We start from the raw sequence: 13,576 nt of genomic DNA on the forward strand, positions 1-13,576 counted from the left end.
CGGGCGACCGGGGAGGTGATCGTGATGATGTTCTGGTTCGACCACGGCGTCAGCGGCTGGGGCTGGTTCGCGATGTCGGCCAGCATGATCCTGTTCTGGGTGCTGATCATCACCGTTGCCGTTCTTCTCTTCCGCGCCCTGGGCCAGACTCCCGAGCACACCCACGGCCCGAGCGTGCCGTCACCGGAGCAGGTGCTTGCCGAGCGGTTCGCACGTGGCGAGATCGACGACGAGGAGTACCGCCGACGCCTCGCCACGCTGCACGCCTCCGGTCCACCCACCAAGCCTTGACCCTCAGGCCGCAGCCCGCTTGGCAGGGCCGATCGGGCGGGGAACGCGGGCCTGTTCGGGTCCGTGCGGGCCGGCCGAAGGAGGTCCCGACCACGACTGGAACCGTCACCGCGGGCCTGGACGGCTCGCCGCAAAGTATCGCCGCGGCTCATTGGGCGGCACGTGAGGCCGCGTTGCGCCGAGACAGCCTGCACCTCGTCCATGCGGACGATTGGCCCACGACGGCCGTGGTCCGCCTGGTCAGCCCGGATGAACAGCGCCGATAGGCCGACACCCTCCTGAGCCGCACCTCCGACGAACTCCCAAAGCGCCATCCAGGCCTGGAGATCACCACGAGCCGACTGTCCGGGCGGCCCGCGGCCTCCCTGTGCCCGCCGAAGCTCCGAAGGCGGAAATGCTGGTGATCGGTTCGCTCCGGCTGACGGGTGTGCCGGGCTCCCTCATCGGTTCCGTCACCATGGCAACGATCACTGCCACCGAACGGCCCGTAGTACTCGTCAGGGCCGCCACTTCGAAGGGCAACGTGGCGCAGTAGTACCGGGACGGGCGACCCCTGGTCCAGCAGGGTGCATACCTGTGCGTCCGGGTCCAGTTCGAGAAGGCGGGACACGTGTCGTGGAGCGTCTAAGCTGCACGCCGGCGATCCTGCTCCGGCGAGGGCAGCTCGGCGGGAGACGCGTAAGGTGCGCGGTATGTGCCCGTCGGCAGCCAGACGTGCACGGCAACCACGTGAGTCCGCAACAACCTGGCCTGGGTGGCCGACCAGCGCAGCGCGGTGAGCGACGCGTCAGAGCCGTCCACGCCCACGACCAGGCACTCGTACGTCGATTGCTTCATGCCGGTTCCTAGCCCTGTCCTGTCGAGTACGGCGGTGAGGCCAGGGGGATCGCTCGCCCCACCCTGGACAGTTGTCCGGCCGGCATCATCCGACACCCACGCTGATCTCGGGAGGGACGCGCAGCGAGTTGTGCACCGTGCAGTGATCGACAACAGCAAGCAGGCTCCTGCGCCTCACCGTGCCGATCTCTTCAGGCAGTTCGATCCTCATGCGCACGGCCGAAACCCGCGCCGGGCGGTCGTCGGCCATGTCGAACTCCGCCCGCACCCGCAGGCTCTCGTACGGCAGGTGATGGCGCTCCAGAAAACGTCCTGCGTAGTAAGCGACACACGAAGCGAGCGAGGAGACGAACAGCTCCACGGGAGTGGGCCCTTCGTCGGAGCCTCCCGCGTCGACCGGTTGGTCGACGGTCAGTTCGTGATCGCGCACAAACACTGCGTACGACTGGCCGGACACGTGCGTGACATCGATAGTTCCTGGGGTGCTGCCGCCCCGGAACGCAGGGCCGCACCGCCGCCGGCTCTGGCTTGGTCATCCATCACCGTGCCTCCCTTGCTTATCAGTTGTGACTGGCCCTGAACGTGTCGCTGTCGTCAGCCACGAGACCGCGCGAGTGATGTCCGACAGAGCGACGATGCCGACGAGATGTCCGTCGTCCAGCACCAGGGCGCGCCGCTCGGCACTCGACTCGAGGCGCGGCAGAAGGTCAATGACGGCCTCACCGGGCTCCGCCGTCGCCACATCGGTCAATGGGCACATGACGCCTCCCACGACGGTGGCGGATCGTGCCCCCACAGGCACGCTGCTGACCCTGGTGACTGTCATCAGACCGACCGGCTTGCCGTCGTGCGACACCACTGGGAACGCCGAATGGCGAGTCAGGCCGAACGGCATCGTGCTGAGGAGCTGTTCGACCGTGTCGGTGGCAGCGACTGTGACCGGGGCGGGTGTCATCACCTGGCGCACCGCCACCCCGGCCAGCGCGCCCCGCAGCTGTGCCTCCCGCCCCTCCGCCGTCGCGGCGGCGATCAGGAACCAGCCGATGAGAGCCGACCACAGCCCACCGAGTTCCCCAGTGACCAGGACCGACGCAAAGCCCGCGAACAGCATGAACCAGCCCAGCGCCCGCCCTGCGTTCGCGGCGCTGAGCGCTGCCCGCACCCGATCGCCGCTGCGCCACCACAGGAACGCGCGCAGCACTCGACCGCCGTCCAGCGGTGCCGCGGGAACAGCGTTGAACACTGCCAGCACGAAATTGATGGCAGCCAGCCAGGCGATGGCCTCGACGACGAGCCCGGGCACGGCCAGGATCTCCAGCCAGACCGCGACTCCTGTGAACAGAATCGCTGCCGCAGCGCTGACCAGCGGTCCCACTCCGGCGATACGCAGTTCTGCACCCGGGTCCTTCGCCTCGCCGCGCAGTCGTGCGACTCCGCCCAGCATCCACAGCGTGATGCCTTCGACCTCGACGCCGTTGCGACGCGCGACAACGGCGTGTGCGAGCTCATGTGCCAGCAGCGACACAAGGAAGACGACCGCCGTGACGATCCCGAGTCCCCAGTAGACCCAGGCCGATTCGCCCGCGTGCGCAGAGGGAAACCGCCCTCGTGCGAGAGTCAGCGCGACGAGGACGACGATGACCAGCACACTCCAGTGGAGCCCGACGCGTATACCGGCTATCCGGCCCAGCGGAAGCGTCTCCTTCACGATTCCCGCTTTCTGGCGCACGATCAGGACCGGATTCCCCAACGGGTGTCACCGACCGAGCCCCTTGTCTCCGTTTCCTTCGCCACCATCCTGGTGCCCCGTGCAGCGGCGGGATCAGGGCCACACGGTCCACACCTGGGGACGGCTGGCCCTGACCTCAGTCCGCAGGCTCGGCGAGCGTCACACCTCCACTGCTGCGGACAGAAGGGCCGCGAGGCGCCGATCTGGGACCCGTACGGCCCATGCCGACCGTGAGAAAGCGGACCAAAGTGGTGGGCAAGGACACACCCCGCCGGGCGAGAGGCGAACCGTCATGGAACAGCGAGTGGTTGTGGGCGTCGACGGGTCCGCTCGCAGTGCGATCGCTGCGGACTGGGCGGCCCGGGAGGCGCTGCGGCGTGCCCAGGGCCTGCGGGTCGTCCATGTGTCGCCGCTGTCCGCACAGGACCTGGTGGACGTCTGGCCATACCGGCCCGCTCACTTGCCCGAGCGGTCTCTTCAGGTGCTGTCCGCCCGGTACCCGGACCTGCGGGCCGAGGGCGTATGGCTGAGCGGCCCGGCCGTCCCGGCGCTGATCGCCGAGGGCGCGGAAGCGTCCGTCGTCGTGCTCGGAACGCATGGGGCCGGCGGCTTCGCCGGACTGCCCCTCGGTTCCACCGCCGAAAGCGTCGCCGATCAGTCCGCGCGCCCGGTCGTGCTCGTGCCCGGTGGCCTCCCGGCCGACGTGGAGGCAACAACCGACCGGGTCGCGGTCGGAATCGACGCGCGCGATGCGGCGGACGCCTCGATCGCCTTCGCGTTCGAGGCCGCCCAGAGGCTGGGCGGCCCCCTGCACGCCGTTCACGCATGGTCCCCCTCCTCCGGGGACGCCGAACGGATGCCTTTCCCGATGCCCGAGCGGGACCGGTGCGAGCAGGAAGACCAGGAGGTGCAACTGCTGTCCGATGCTCTGCGGCCGTGGCGTGAGAAGTACCCCCGGGTTCCGGTCCTCCAGGACGTCGTCCTCTTCACCGCGACTCAGGCGCTGGAGTGGGCCTCTGCCAGGACGGATCTGCTGGTGGTGGGGCGGCGAGGGGGCGCGCTCGCTCCTGCCGTTCACTCACTCCTGTGTCGAACCAACTGCCCTGTGGCCGTCGTGCCCTCCTGACCGAACCGATCGGCGGTCAACCATTCCGGCGCGCCGACCATGTGACGGGCAGCGGGGGCAAGGGCAGCACGCGATCACACCGGCTGCGGTACGACGGCCACGGGGCAGTCGGCGTGGTGCAGCACGGCATGCGCCACCCGGCCGAGCTGGAGGCCGAAGTGGCCCTGGCGCCGCTGGGCGCCGACAACAAGCAGATCCGCGGCGGCCGAACGCTGCACCAGCGCCTTGTGGGCCGGGCCCTCGACCGTGGTCCGGTGCACTTGCACTGCCAGGTTGTCACGGACGAACTCTCCGAGCGCCTGGTCCAGCAGCGTCGCGGCCCGCTCCTTGTGGTAGCGGGCAGGATCGCCGGCGGACATCGGATGGTCCGTCGTCTCATGCGCGGGGCGATGCCAGGCACGGACCGCCTCGACGGTGCAGCCGCGGGTTTCGGCCTCGCGCAGGGCGAACGTGACCGCCGCCTGTCCCCCGGCGGTGTCAGCTACGCCGAGGAGGATCCGCCCGTGCGTGCTCCTGAGTGCCGCCCTGTCGCCGCGCACAACGATGACCGGGCAGTGCGCCTTGGCCGCAACGGCCAGACCGACCGAGCCCAGCAGCAGCCCCCTCAACTCCCCTCGGCCGCGCGATCCCGTGACCACCGCCGAGGCTTTGCGGCTTTCGCGAAGAAGCGCGGCCACCGGGTCGTCGGTCAGTACCTCTGCCGAGACCTTCACATCCGCGTTGCGTCGGCCGGCTCGCTCGGCGGCCGATCCGACGATGTTCTCCGCGAAGACCTGCTCGTTGGGACGGCCGAGGCTCCCGGCACGTGCGACGCCTTCGTAATGCTCCCACTTGGAGGCGTACACCAGCCGCAGTGGCACTCCATGACGCGCTGCCTCGTCCACCGACCAGTCGAGCGCCTGGAGGCTGGATTCCGATCCGTCGACACCCACGACCAGGGGCAGCTCCACCGTGCCCACCGCCTTCCGTCCGGTTGAGGGGAGAGGTTCCCCTTGTCGCCGTCGCCCCCTGTCACCATCGCACCCCCGAGGGAGCGCCCGGGAGGGGCGGTTCGGCCCTGGTACTGGCCCTTCCGCCCAAGGCCGCCGTGGCCGTTGAGGGCGAGCGTCCCTGTCCGCCGGGAACTGCAGCAGTCACCAGGCCGAATACCGACCGGTCGAACAACGGCTACTACGGGTGCCGAGGCCCAGGAAGGCCACCCCCTGCCCGGGTGGGGAGTCAGTCGACGGGTGCTGTCCGTTCTCGGGTTCTGGCTCAGATTCCGTGATCTGGTTACTGAGCGTTCGGGTGCCCATGAAGACGAGCTCGGAGAGAGTGGGCTATTCGGTCTGCCTGGTCAGCCGTCACTCGCTCCTGCTCTGGTCGCCGAAGCAGCTCGAAAATGCCCGGCCCACGATGCTCTGGTTGCAGATCTGCCATGCGCGGAACGATGTGGAAGTGCACGTGCGCGAAGCCTTCGGCTTCGGCAAATTGGACGACGTAGGTCTTGGCGCAACCAGTCACGCTCCGGAGAGCCCGGGAGAGCTTGACCTGCCACACCCCTAGGGCAGATGCCTCAGCGTCGGTGAGGTCATGAACTGCGGCAACGTGGCGCCGAGGCAGCAGCACCAGCCAGCCGGGCACTGCGGTGTTGAAGTCGTGGGCCACCCGCCAGTGCTGGTCATATACCACGCACTCGCGTGGCGGAAGGTCGTCGAACTCTGCTTCCTTGCTGCATGCGTAGCAGTCGGGAGTCGTCATGAACTGAGATCGTAGAATTGTCTCGCTGCGAAACGCCTGTCGGCCTCAGTCACCAGTCACGCCAGGAGAACTCTTTTCCGAAGGAGTTGGAAGCCTGCGCGTCCGAACATTTGGCGCTTGAACATCTTGATTCGGTTGACGTGTCCTTCGACGACGCCGGAGTTCCAGGGCAGGGTGAGGCCGGCGATGACGGCGTCGCGGTCTCGGTCGATGCCTGCGGCGAGGGTGTGGAGGCCGGGCAGGTCGTCTCGGCGGACCGCGTCGAGCCACTCAGGGAGCCGGTGGCCTTGGCGCTCGGTGAGAATCTGGGCGAAGGACCGGACATGTCCGGTGAGTGCGTCCAGCTCGGGACAGTGGGCCAAGACGGCCTTGAGGCGGAGCTTTTCCGCCTCGGTGAGGGAGTCGGGGTGCCGCAGTATCCAGCCCGCGACGGTGCGGGGCGATGGCGGGGACGCGGGGAGCGGGTCGGCCGAGAGGCGCTTGGTGCGGAAATAGGCGCGAACTCGCTGGTAGCTGCCGGTGTAGCCGAGTGGCACGATCTCCTCCCATACCTTCCAGGCGTTGGTGCAGCCCTGGTTCCAGCGGTCGTCCAGATAGGGCTTGAACTCATCCAAGACCGAGGGGCGGCCCTGCCACTGGCCGTGGAAGAGGTCTTCCGGGGTGGCAGCGTCAGCGAGGAGCTTGACGGTGCGGTAGGTCATGCCGAGCTGGCGTTGGATCGCGCGGCGGCTGTGGCCGACGGCCAGCAGTGCGTGAACGGCGGCGTGATTGGCTCGTGTCCGGTCGGCGAACCGGTGGCCGGTAGGCCACGGGGAGCCAGGGATATCCGTGGGTTCTTCGGGCTCCTGGACCTGCCCGGGTGGCTCGGGCGCCGTGTTCCGTAGACAGCCGCGGTGGTCTGCAACGCACCGCTCGGCGGCTTCGCCAAGGTTGTGCCACAGATGCCAGCGATCAGCGACCTGCACCGCCTGGGGCGCCCCAACGGTGGCGCACTCGGCGAAGAACGGCGCCCGGTCCCGACAGACCACCTCGATGCCTGGCCGCTCGGCCAGCCAAGCCGTCAGGCTCGGCTGGCCGCTCGGCCAGCCAAGCCGTCAGGCTCGACGCCTCCCGGTCCGGCAGCAGGTCCACCGGCCGTCGCGTCTCGACGTCGACCAGCACTGTGCCGTAATGACGGCCCTTGCGAGTTGCGTACTCATCGACGCCGACCACCCGCGGCGCTGGTAAGTCCGGTTCGGGCAATGCCTCGACCAGCCGCAGCACGGTGCTGCGGCTGACAGGCACCCCGAAGACGCTGGCCATCCGTGCACCCGCCCGGCCGGCGAGCGCGAGGCCCACCGCTGCCAGCGTCGATCGCAGGCGCTCGGTCCACCGGCTGTAGCGGCGGGTCAGGCCCGGCACCTGCTCAACGAACGTCCGCCGCCCGCACGAAGCAACCCGGCAGACGAACCGACGGACCCGCAGACAGAGCAGCACCCGCAGCCCTGCGGTAGGCACGTCTGCCGGAAACCGCAGGTAGGAGCTGTGGATCCGGGTGGACCAGCTTCCGCAACCCGGACAGGCCGAGCCGCTCGCCGTACTGCGGGCCTCGATCCGTACCGTCTCGTTCTTCACACCCACCGCCAGCACCGACACGTCCGCGGTCGACGGGAACAGCAGCTCCTCCAGCCGGAGCACCATCTCTTCCACGGACCCGAACTGTCAGCCACTCGAGATCGCCACTGATCAATTTCGGGCAACTTCCCGAAGGCCGACACGACAGCCAACCGTCACTCACCGTGGCGACGTCACGAAATCTGAGCCAGAACCCGTTCTCGTGAACATCGACCTCGGCCCCGGGCGGGCGCCTCCCAGAGTGCTGAACAATCGCCGTCGTGATCCGTGAACGAAACCACCCTCCGGAATACAACCAGCCACCCCCACAGTCAGCCCGACTTGGAGGCTGCCCGCGGCGGATGGCGAGGCGGCCCAGGCCAGTGAGAACGATGACCTTCGCAAGGACCACCGCCAGGACGATGCCGGCTGCCCAGCCGTCCACCGCCAGTTCGCCAGCAGTCCCTTACCGCCCCAGGTGCACGGGAGTGACGACCACGCCGACCGCGACGAGACCTGTCGTCCCGATGTCGTCGAGCAGGCGGAACGGCAGCGCTTGACTGGGCGCGGTGGTCAGTGGGGTTCATCTCCGTGCGATCCGCCGGGTGCCGGTGCGCGGTAATGGTCCGGGGCGGTGTCGTAGGCGGCTGCGCACCGCGGGGAGCAGAAGTACAGGCTGCCGGTGGCGGTGTCGCGCCGCTCGGCGGCGGCTGCCGGGTCAAGGCGCATGCCGCACACCGGGTCCACCACCGTGGTGTGGTCGCTGTGCTCGTGATCGCCTGCGGCTTCGGGCTCGGTCCGGTCGGCGGCGGATTCGACCCGGGGCTCTATGGGGGCCGGCTCGGCCGTCGCCAGCGGGGCGGTGTGCCAGCGGCGCAGGCGGCCGGAGTTGGTGACGACGGACAGGGAGGACAGCGCCATTGCGGCAGCGGCGATGATCGGGCTGAGCCGCAGACCGAGCCACGGGTACAGGGCACCGGCTGCGAGGGGGATGCCGACGGCGTTGTAGACCAGGGCGAAGAAGAGGTTCTGCCGGATGTTGCGCATGGTGGCGCGGGAGAGCCGGATGGCTGTGACCACGCCGGTCAGGGAGCCGGAGATGAGGGTGATGTCGGCGGCTTCGATGGCCACGTCGGTGCCGGTCCCGATGGCGAGCCCAACGTCGGCGGCAGCGAGGGCGGGGGCGTCGTTGATGCCGTCGCCGACCATGCCCACGGTGCGGCCCTCGCCCTGCAGGCGGCGGATCTCGTCGGCCTTGTGCTCGGGGAGCACCTCGGCCAGCACCCGGTCCACGCCGACCTGCCTCGCGATGGCGGCGGCGGTGCGGGTGTTGTCGCCGGTGAGGATGACCACGTCGATGTCGAGCCCTTGCAGGGCGGCGATGGCCTGGGTGGAGTCGTCCTTGACGGTGTCGGCCACGGCCAGCGCTCCGGCCGCCCGGCCATCGACGGCGGCGAGTACGGGCGTCTTGCCCTGCGCCGACAGCTCGGCCGCGGCCGGGGCGAGGGCGCTGGCGTCGATGCCCACCTCCGAAAGCAGGCGGGCGGTGCCGACCAGCACGGCGTGGCCGTCGACGGTGGCCTGTACGCCCTTGCCGGTGACCGAGTCGAAGTTGCTGGCAGCGGGCACGGTGAGCTTCCGCTCCCGGGCGCCGGTGACGATCGCGCCCGCCAATGGGTGCTCGCTGTCGGCCTCGGCAGCCGCCACCAGTGCCAGCAGTTGGGACGCGTCGAAGCCGTCAGCCGCGTGAACATCGGTCAGGACAGGCTTTCCCGCGGTGACGGTGCCGGTCTTGTCCAGGACGACGGTGTCGAGTTTGTGGGCGGTCTCCAGGGCTTCGGCGGAGCGGATGAGGATGCCCGCCTGGGCGCCCTTGCCGGTGCCGACCATGATGGACAGGGGGGTGGCCAGTCCCAGTGCACAGGGGCAGGCGATGATCAGCACGGCGACCGCGGATACCAGGGCGAGGGTGAGCGCCGGGGCCGGACCGACCGTGTACCAGAGCGCGAAGGTGGCGATGGCGATGGCGATGACGGCGGGCACGAAGTAGGCGGAGACCGCGTCGGCCAGCCGCTGGATCGGCGCCTTGGACGCCTGGGCCTGCTGCACGAGGCGGATGATCTGGGCCAGCATCGTGTCGGCGCCGACCTTGCTCGCGCGTACCCGCAAGGAACCGGTGGTGTTGACGGTGGCGCCGATGATCGTGTCGCCCGCCCGTTTGGTGGCGGGCATCGGTTCGCCGGTGACCATGGACTCGTCCACCGCCGAGGACCCGGACAGCACCACGGCGTCGACGGGGATCTTTTCCCCGGGCCGGATCACGATCTCGTCGCCCACGACGACGTCCTCCACTGGGACTTCGGCCTCGGACCCGTCCCGTATGACCCGGGCGGTACGGGCCTGAAGGCCCAGCAGCGCCCGGATTGCCTCGCCGGTTCCGGCCTTGGCCCGCGCCTCAAGGAGACGTCCGAGCAGCACCATCGTCCGGCTCTCCGGGGACCGCCTCGTCGCCACGCACTACGGCCTGTACAACACCATCTGCGGCGTCGGCATCACCCTCGGCAACCTCCTCACCGGCGCCGCACTGGACGCCGCCCGCGCTGCCGGAGTGTCCGCCCTGCCGTGGATCGCGCTGTTCCTGCTGGGCCTTGCGTGCGCCGCCGCCGTGTACGGCCTGCACCGCACTGGTCTCCTCGCACCTCCGGTACCCGCTGCCCAGCCCGAACCAGCCACGGCCTGACGCCACCCGGGTTCCGGGAGCGCGGGGGGTGGTGGAGCAGGTGCCCGACGAATCGCCGGTCATCGCGCTGGCGCGAGCCTCGGACCGGGCCGACCTCCTGGTCGTCGGCTCTCGTGGACTCGGCGGTTTCCTGGGTATGGCCCTCGGCTCCGTCAGCCACCACCTCTTGCAGCTCTCCCAGTGCCCCTGGCAGTCATTCGGCCGCGCCCCGAGAACATTGCTGCCTGGCAGGCCCGGGCCGAACGACCAAAGCCCGAGCGGGAACAACTCCTGCCCACAAAGCGCTATTCCTTATACCCCACCGGGTATGAGGGCCTCGGGGTGGCAACCGCTGGGGACGGAACCGACCGGCGGAGGAGCGTGAGACCGATGGCGACGGCAGTGAACGACCGGCTCCACAGGATCGACGAGAGCCGTGCCGAAGAGACCGCTCTGGTGACCAAGTGCGGACGCAGGATCGAAGTACGGTGCCTGCGGCTCGGACGTCCGGACCGGCCGGGGCCGGTCAGCCGGATTGCTCTGGACGTGGGAGAGGACCAGGGTGGCGAGCCGGGAGTCTGGGCGGCACTCACCCCGGACGAGGCGCGCGGCCTGGCCCGCCTGCTTCTTCAGCAGGTCGGTGCGACCGAACAGCCCGCCGATGGTCGGCCGCAGGACGGCACTTCCTGATGTCAGAGTCGGCCGCGGAGCGTCGGACAGGCACGAGCCCCGCATCTCCTCCCTGCATGATCAGCTCTGTGGACACACCCGCCTGGCTGTAACGAGGCGTCGGCGCACGAGAGGATCGGCCCCCGGACCACCCTGCCGGCCTCTCGATCAGGGAAGCCGTGCGCAGTCGACTGGGCACCGGAGACCGTTGTCACCGACGGAAGGGGACCGGTCATGACCGGCACCGCACCGCACAACATCAGCGCAAACCAGCCGAGGGACGCCGACGTACACCGACTCGATGTTGCCCACGTCGGCGACGACGCCTACACCGTCGAGGTCCGCGGCCACCACATCCGGGGCGACCAGCCCATCGAAGCGGGCGGTACGGACACCGCACCGACACCCACCGAGCTGTTCGCCGCCTCCCTGGCCACCTGCGTCGCCTTCTACGCAGGCCGCTACCTGCACCGCCACGACCTGCCCCGCTCCGGGCTGCGAGTGCGTGCCGAGTTCGTCATGGCGACCGACCGCCCCCGGCCCGTGTCACCTCCGTGCGCGTCGTGGTCGTCCCACCGCCAGAACTCCCCGAGCAACGCCGCGCCGCCCTTCTGGCCGTCGCCTCGCACTGCACCGTCCACAACACACTCGACTCGAACAGCCACCGGAGATCGAGATCGAACTGGCGCCATGAGCGGGTCTGTCATGACGGTGATCAGCCGCGCCGCAGTGTGGCGAGCGTCGCGGCGAGGTCGGCCGGGCGGGGACGGTTGTGGGGCAGCCTGCCCAGCATGGCGGCCATGCCGCAGGTGTCGGTGAGCGCGGAGAAGACGAGGCCGCCCGCGACGCCAGCCGAGAGGATTTGGAACGCCGGATGCACCAGCAGGCCGAGGAGCAGGCCCAGGAGCACCGCCGCGCCCGCGGTGAAGCGCACCTGCCGCTCCATGCTCCACCGCGCCCGGGTCTCGCAGGCCGCCGGGTGGTGCAGGTCGTGTCCCTCGGCGGCCCACGCGCTGGTGCCGCCGACGAGGTGGGCCGCCGGGATGCCCTGCTCGGTCATGAGCTTGCAGGCGTTCTCCGAGCGGGCGCCGGAGGCGCACACCACGAGGACGTCGCCCCGGTCGGCCGCGTGCCGGATCTCGGGCAGTGCGCGCCGGATCTGGTCCAGGGGGATGTTGAGGGCGCCGGGCAGGTGGCCGGAGGCGTACTCGCCGGGGGTGCGTACGTCGATGACGGTGAGTTCGTGCCGCCGGGCGCGGGCCTGGTCTGCACCGAGGGCTGTGGGGGTTAGGGGGGTGGTCATGCCAGGTGTGATCCTTAATGGTCGCTGCCGTCCCGAACTGAGACGTACAGTACCCCTAGGGGTATTTTTGAGGAGTGATCGTGGAACTGGAGCTTGAGGGCGCGTCCCTGAGGGCCGTGCTGAACCGGCTGCGGCGGGCGCAGGGCCAGATCTCCGGCGTGATCCGGATGATCGAGGAGGGGCGGGACTGCGAGGACGTCGTCACGCAGCTGGCCGCCGCCTCGCGGGCGCTCGACCGGGCCGGGTTCGCGATCATCGCCACCGGCCTGCAGCAGTGCGTGGTGGACATCGAATCGGGTCGGAAGAACGGTGAGGACGCGGAGGCGATGCGCGCGCGGCTGGAGAAGCTTTTCCTGTCGCTGGCGTAGGGAATTTGGGTTGGGCGGACATCACAAGGCCGCATCCACCAGCATGAAGCCGGCCACCGCCAGCAGGACCAGGGCGAAGACCCGCTGGAGCGTCTGCCCGGACAGCCTCGCCGACAGTCGCTTGCCGTCCCAGGCACCCAAGATCGCCGCCCCGGCGAACGGTCCTATGACGGCCCAGTCCAGGCCGTCGACCGTACCGGCGCGCATCGCCAGGGCCGCCAGCGAGTTGACGGTGATGACGAGCAGGCTGGTGCCCACGGCCACCCGTATCCGCATGCCGAGGACGTTGACCAGCGCGGGGACCGCGAGGAAGCCACCGCCCACGCCGAGGACGCCGGTGACCGCGCCCAGCCCGGCACCGGCAGCCCCTGCCCGGCCCGGCCGTACGTGAATGATGCTCTCCGAGGAAGACCGGGGCCTGAGCATGCGTACCGCGGCGGCAGCCGCGACCACGGCGAACGCCACGGTCAGCACGGCCGCCGGCAGGCGCCCGGCGAGCGCGCCGCCCAGCATCGCCGGGCCGACCCCCGCCGCGGCGAACAGCAGCCCGGTGCGCCAGCGAACGTGTCCGTCGCGGGCGTGCGCGGACAGCGCGGTGGCGGAGGTGACGGTGACGATGACCAGGCTTGCGGTGGTGGCCGCGACCGGGGTGAAACCGAGCAGGTAGATCAGGGCGGGGACGGCCAGAACACTGCCACCCCCTCCGAGCGCGCCCAGCGCCAGGCCGATGACGGCACCGGCGATCAGTGCGAGCATCACAGCGCTCACGCGACGGTCCCGTTCCTGCCGCGCGAGTCCACGACCGGCAGTCCTGCCTCGGCCCAGTCCTGCATGCCGCCCATGACGTCGACGGCCTCGACGCCGTGGGCCTGGAGCAGTTCGGCAGCCCGTCGGGATCGGTTGCCCGACCGACAGATCACGACGACAGGCCGTGCCTGCGCCTCGGCGGGCAGTCCGGCACCGGTGACCAGCGCCGTGAGGGGCAGGTGGACGGCGCCGGGGGCGTGGCCGGCCTGCCACTCGGCGGGTTCGCGTACGTCGAGCAGCACGGAGGTCCCGCCGTTTCCGGCCGCTTGCGCGTGCCCGGTGCGGGCGGCGGCCTCCTGCACGGTCACCCGCCCTGGGCCGCCCCGGCCGCGTCGAAAGAGGCTCATCGTGGTTCTCGCTCCTGTCCGTCTTGTGGGTGCGGTGATCTGCGGCG

The 13,576-nt window shown here is 70.0% G+C and carries 19 protein-coding genes and 1 pseudogene; 9 read left to right on the forward strand and 11 right to left on the reverse strand.

All coding sequences use genetic code 11. From position 1 onward, the window contains the following. The first annotated feature begins 24 nt into the window (after positions 1-24). Genes OG741_RS04600 through OG741_RS04610 form a run of 3 tightly spaced genes read left to right on the forward strand, consistent with a single transcriptional unit; the run spans position 25 to position 826 of the window. Positions 25-291, forward strand: coding sequence for an SHOCT domain-containing protein (locus tag OG741_RS04600; RefSeq protein ID WP_405605389.1), 267 nt, complete (start codon positions 25-27; stop codon positions 289-291). Then, positions 288-557, forward strand: coding sequence for a universal stress protein (locus tag OG741_RS04605; protein ID WP_405595385.1), 270 nt, complete (start codon positions 288-290; stop codon positions 555-557). Before OG741_RS04600 ends, OG741_RS04605 begins: the two co-directional genes overlap by 4 nt. After that, positions 554-826, forward strand: a complete 273-nt coding sequence (locus OG741_RS04610) for a universal stress protein (RefSeq protein ID WP_405605391.1) — start codon at positions 554-556, stop codon at positions 824-826. Before OG741_RS04605 ends, OG741_RS04610 begins: the two co-directional genes overlap by 4 nt. A gap of 89 nt (positions 827-915) precedes the next feature. Here the strand turns inward: OG741_RS04610 and OG741_RS04615 are convergent, their stop codons facing one another. The 3 genes from OG741_RS04615 to OG741_RS04625 all read right to left on the reverse strand — a co-directional run bounded on the left by OG741_RS04615 (position 916) and on the right by OG741_RS04625 (position 2,857). Next, positions 916-1,128: a universal stress protein gene (locus OG741_RS04615; protein WP_266484924.1), complete on the reverse strand. Its 213-nt coding sequence runs from the start codon at positions 1,126-1,128 to the stop codon at positions 916-918. Between the two features lie 85 nt (positions 1,129-1,213). Next, positions 1,214-1,558, reverse strand: a complete 345-nt coding sequence (locus OG741_RS04620) for an OsmC family protein (protein WP_405595388.1) — start codon at positions 1,556-1,558, stop codon at positions 1,214-1,216. A 102-nt stretch (positions 1,559-1,660) separates the two neighbouring features. After that, positions 1,661-2,857: a site-2 protease family protein gene (locus tag OG741_RS04625; RefSeq protein WP_405595390.1), complete on the reverse strand. Its 1,197-nt coding sequence runs from the start codon at positions 2,855-2,857 to the stop codon at positions 1,661-1,663. A gap of 292 nt (positions 2,858-3,149) precedes the next feature. Here OG741_RS04625 and OG741_RS04630 point away from each other — a divergent pair, with 292 nt between their 5' ends. Further along, positions 3,150-3,983 (forward strand): universal stress protein, encoded by an 834-nt coding sequence (locus OG741_RS04630; RefSeq protein ID WP_405595392.1) that lies wholly within the window; start codon positions 3,150-3,152, stop codon positions 3,981-3,983. A 74-nt stretch (positions 3,984-4,057) separates the two neighbouring features. Here OG741_RS04630 and OG741_RS04635 read toward each other — a convergent pair whose 3' ends face one another. From OG741_RS04635 to OG741_RS04655, 5 genes are all read right to left on the reverse strand, one after another. Then, positions 4,058-4,933, reverse strand: a complete 876-nt coding sequence (locus tag OG741_RS04635; protein ID WP_405595395.1) for a universal stress protein — start codon at positions 4,931-4,933, stop codon at positions 4,058-4,060. A gap of 322 nt (positions 4,934-5,255) precedes the next feature. Next, the gene (locus OG741_RS04640) at positions 5,256-5,723 is read right to left on the reverse strand and encodes an HIT family protein (RefSeq protein ID WP_405595398.1); all 468 of its coding nucleotides are present in this window, start codon (positions 5,721-5,723) and stop codon (positions 5,256-5,258) included. A 56-nt stretch (positions 5,724-5,779) separates the two neighbouring features. After that, a complete protein-coding gene (locus tag OG741_RS04645) occupies positions 5,780-6,424 on the reverse strand; it encodes a transposase (protein ID WP_405595400.1) in 645 nt (214 codons plus the stop codon). 250 nt (positions 6,425-6,674) lie between these two features. Further along, complete coding sequence (locus OG741_RS04650) at positions 6,675-7,403, reverse strand: transposase family protein (RefSeq protein ID WP_405605393.1); 729 nt, start codon at positions 7,401-7,403, stop codon at positions 6,675-6,677. Between the two features lie 486 nt (positions 7,404-7,889). Further along, a complete protein-coding gene (locus OG741_RS04655; RefSeq protein WP_405605395.1) occupies positions 7,890-9,794 on the reverse strand; it encodes a heavy metal translocating P-type ATPase in 1,905 nt (634 codons plus the stop codon). Here OG741_RS04655 and OG741_RS04660 point away from each other — a divergent pair. The 4 genes and pseudogenes from OG741_RS04660 to OG741_RS04675 form a co-directional block, all read left to right on the forward strand. Then, a pseudogene (locus OG741_RS04660) lies at positions 9,793-10,056 on the forward strand (MFS transporter); the annotation flags it as partial. The gene OG741_RS04655 and the pseudogene OG741_RS04660 overlap by 2 nt on opposite strands. 40 nt (positions 10,057-10,096) lie before the next feature. Continuing rightward, positions 10,097-10,420, forward strand: coding sequence for a universal stress protein (locus OG741_RS04665; protein ID WP_405605397.1), 324 nt, complete (start codon positions 10,097-10,099; stop codon positions 10,418-10,420). Between the two features lie 5 nt (positions 10,421-10,425). Next, entirely contained in the window at positions 10,426-10,725 is a 300-nt protein-coding gene (locus OG741_RS04670; protein ID WP_266480411.1) for a hypothetical protein, read from the forward strand. Between the two features lie 213 nt (positions 10,726-10,938). Next, the gene (locus OG741_RS04675) at positions 10,939-11,523 is read left to right on the forward strand and encodes an OsmC family protein (protein ID WP_405595402.1); all 585 of its coding nucleotides are present in this window, start codon (positions 10,939-10,941) and stop codon (positions 11,521-11,523) included. Here the strand turns inward: OG741_RS04675 and OG741_RS04680 are convergent. Beyond that, positions 11,420-12,007, reverse strand: coding sequence for a rhodanese-like domain-containing protein (locus OG741_RS04680; RefSeq protein ID WP_405595404.1), 588 nt, complete (start codon positions 12,005-12,007; stop codon positions 11,420-11,422). The two genes, OG741_RS04675 and OG741_RS04680, sit on opposite strands and share 104 nt — an antisense overlap. Before the next feature lie 80 nt (positions 12,008-12,087). Between OG741_RS04680 and OG741_RS04685 the strand changes: the two genes are divergently transcribed. Continuing rightward, positions 12,088-12,375, forward strand: a complete 288-nt coding sequence (locus OG741_RS04685; protein ID WP_405595406.1) for a metal-sensitive transcriptional regulator — start codon at positions 12,088-12,090, stop codon at positions 12,373-12,375. A 21-nt stretch (positions 12,376-12,396) separates the two neighbouring features. On the opposite strand, the gene OG741_RS04690 is transcribed toward OG741_RS04685, so the two are convergent. Next, positions 12,397-13,143: a sulfite exporter TauE/SafE family protein gene (locus tag OG741_RS04690; RefSeq protein WP_405595409.1), complete on the reverse strand. Its 747-nt coding sequence runs from the start codon at positions 13,141-13,143 to the stop codon at positions 12,397-12,399. Next, complete coding sequence (locus tag OG741_RS04695; protein ID WP_360866978.1) at positions 13,140-13,529, reverse strand: rhodanese-like domain-containing protein; 390 nt, start codon at positions 13,527-13,529, stop codon at positions 13,140-13,142. Before OG741_RS04695 ends, OG741_RS04690 begins: the two co-directional genes overlap by 4 nt. Positions 13,530-13,576: the final 47 nt, after the last annotated feature.

It is taken from the genome of Streptomyces sp. NBC_01410, assembly GCF_045040195.1.
Classification (GTDB): Bacteria; Actinomycetota; Actinomycetes; order Streptomycetales; family Streptomycetaceae; genus Streptomyces.

What these genes read in the sequence shown, in the direction of transcription:
- OG741_RS04645 (WP_405595400.1), bottom strand. Translation starts at nt 6,424, where the DNA reads ATGACCTACCGCACCGTCAAGCTCCTCGCTGACGCTGCCACCCCGGAA.
- OG741_RS04670 (WP_266480411.1), top strand. Translation starts at nt 10,426, where the DNA reads ATGGCGACGGCAGTGAACGACCGGCTCCACAGGATCGACGAGAGCCGT.
- OG741_RS04630 (WP_405595392.1), top strand. Translation starts at nt 3,150, where the DNA reads ATGGAACAGCGAGTGGTTGTGGGCGTCGACGGGTCCGCTCGCAGTGCG.
- OG741_RS04600 (WP_405605389.1), top strand. Translation starts at nt 25, where the DNA reads ATGATGTTCTGGTTCGACCACGGCGTCAGCGGCTGGGGCTGGTTCGCG.
- OG741_RS04680 (WP_405595404.1), bottom strand. Translation starts at nt 12,007, where the DNA reads ATGACCACCCCCCTAACCCCCACAGCCCTCGGTGCAGACCAGGCCCGC.
- OG741_RS04650 (WP_405605393.1), bottom strand. Translation starts at nt 7,403, where the DNA reads ATGGTGCTCCGGCTGGAGGAGCTGCTGTTCCCGTCGACCGCGGACGTG.
- OG741_RS04695 (WP_360866978.1), bottom strand. Translation starts at nt 13,529, where the DNA reads ATGAGCCTCTTTCGACGCGGCCGGGGCGGCCCAGGGCGGGTGACCGTG.
- OG741_RS04675 (WP_405595402.1), top strand. Translation starts at nt 10,939, where the DNA reads ATGACCGGCACCGCACCGCACAACATCAGCGCAAACCAGCCGAGGGAC.
- OG741_RS04640 (WP_405595398.1), bottom strand. Translation starts at nt 5,723, where the DNA reads ATGACGACTCCCGACTGCTACGCATGCAGCAAGGAAGCAGAGTTCGAC.
- OG741_RS04615 (WP_266484924.1), bottom strand. Translation starts at nt 1,128, where the DNA reads ATGAAGCAATCGACGTACGAGTGCCTGGTCGTGGGCGTGGACGGCTCT.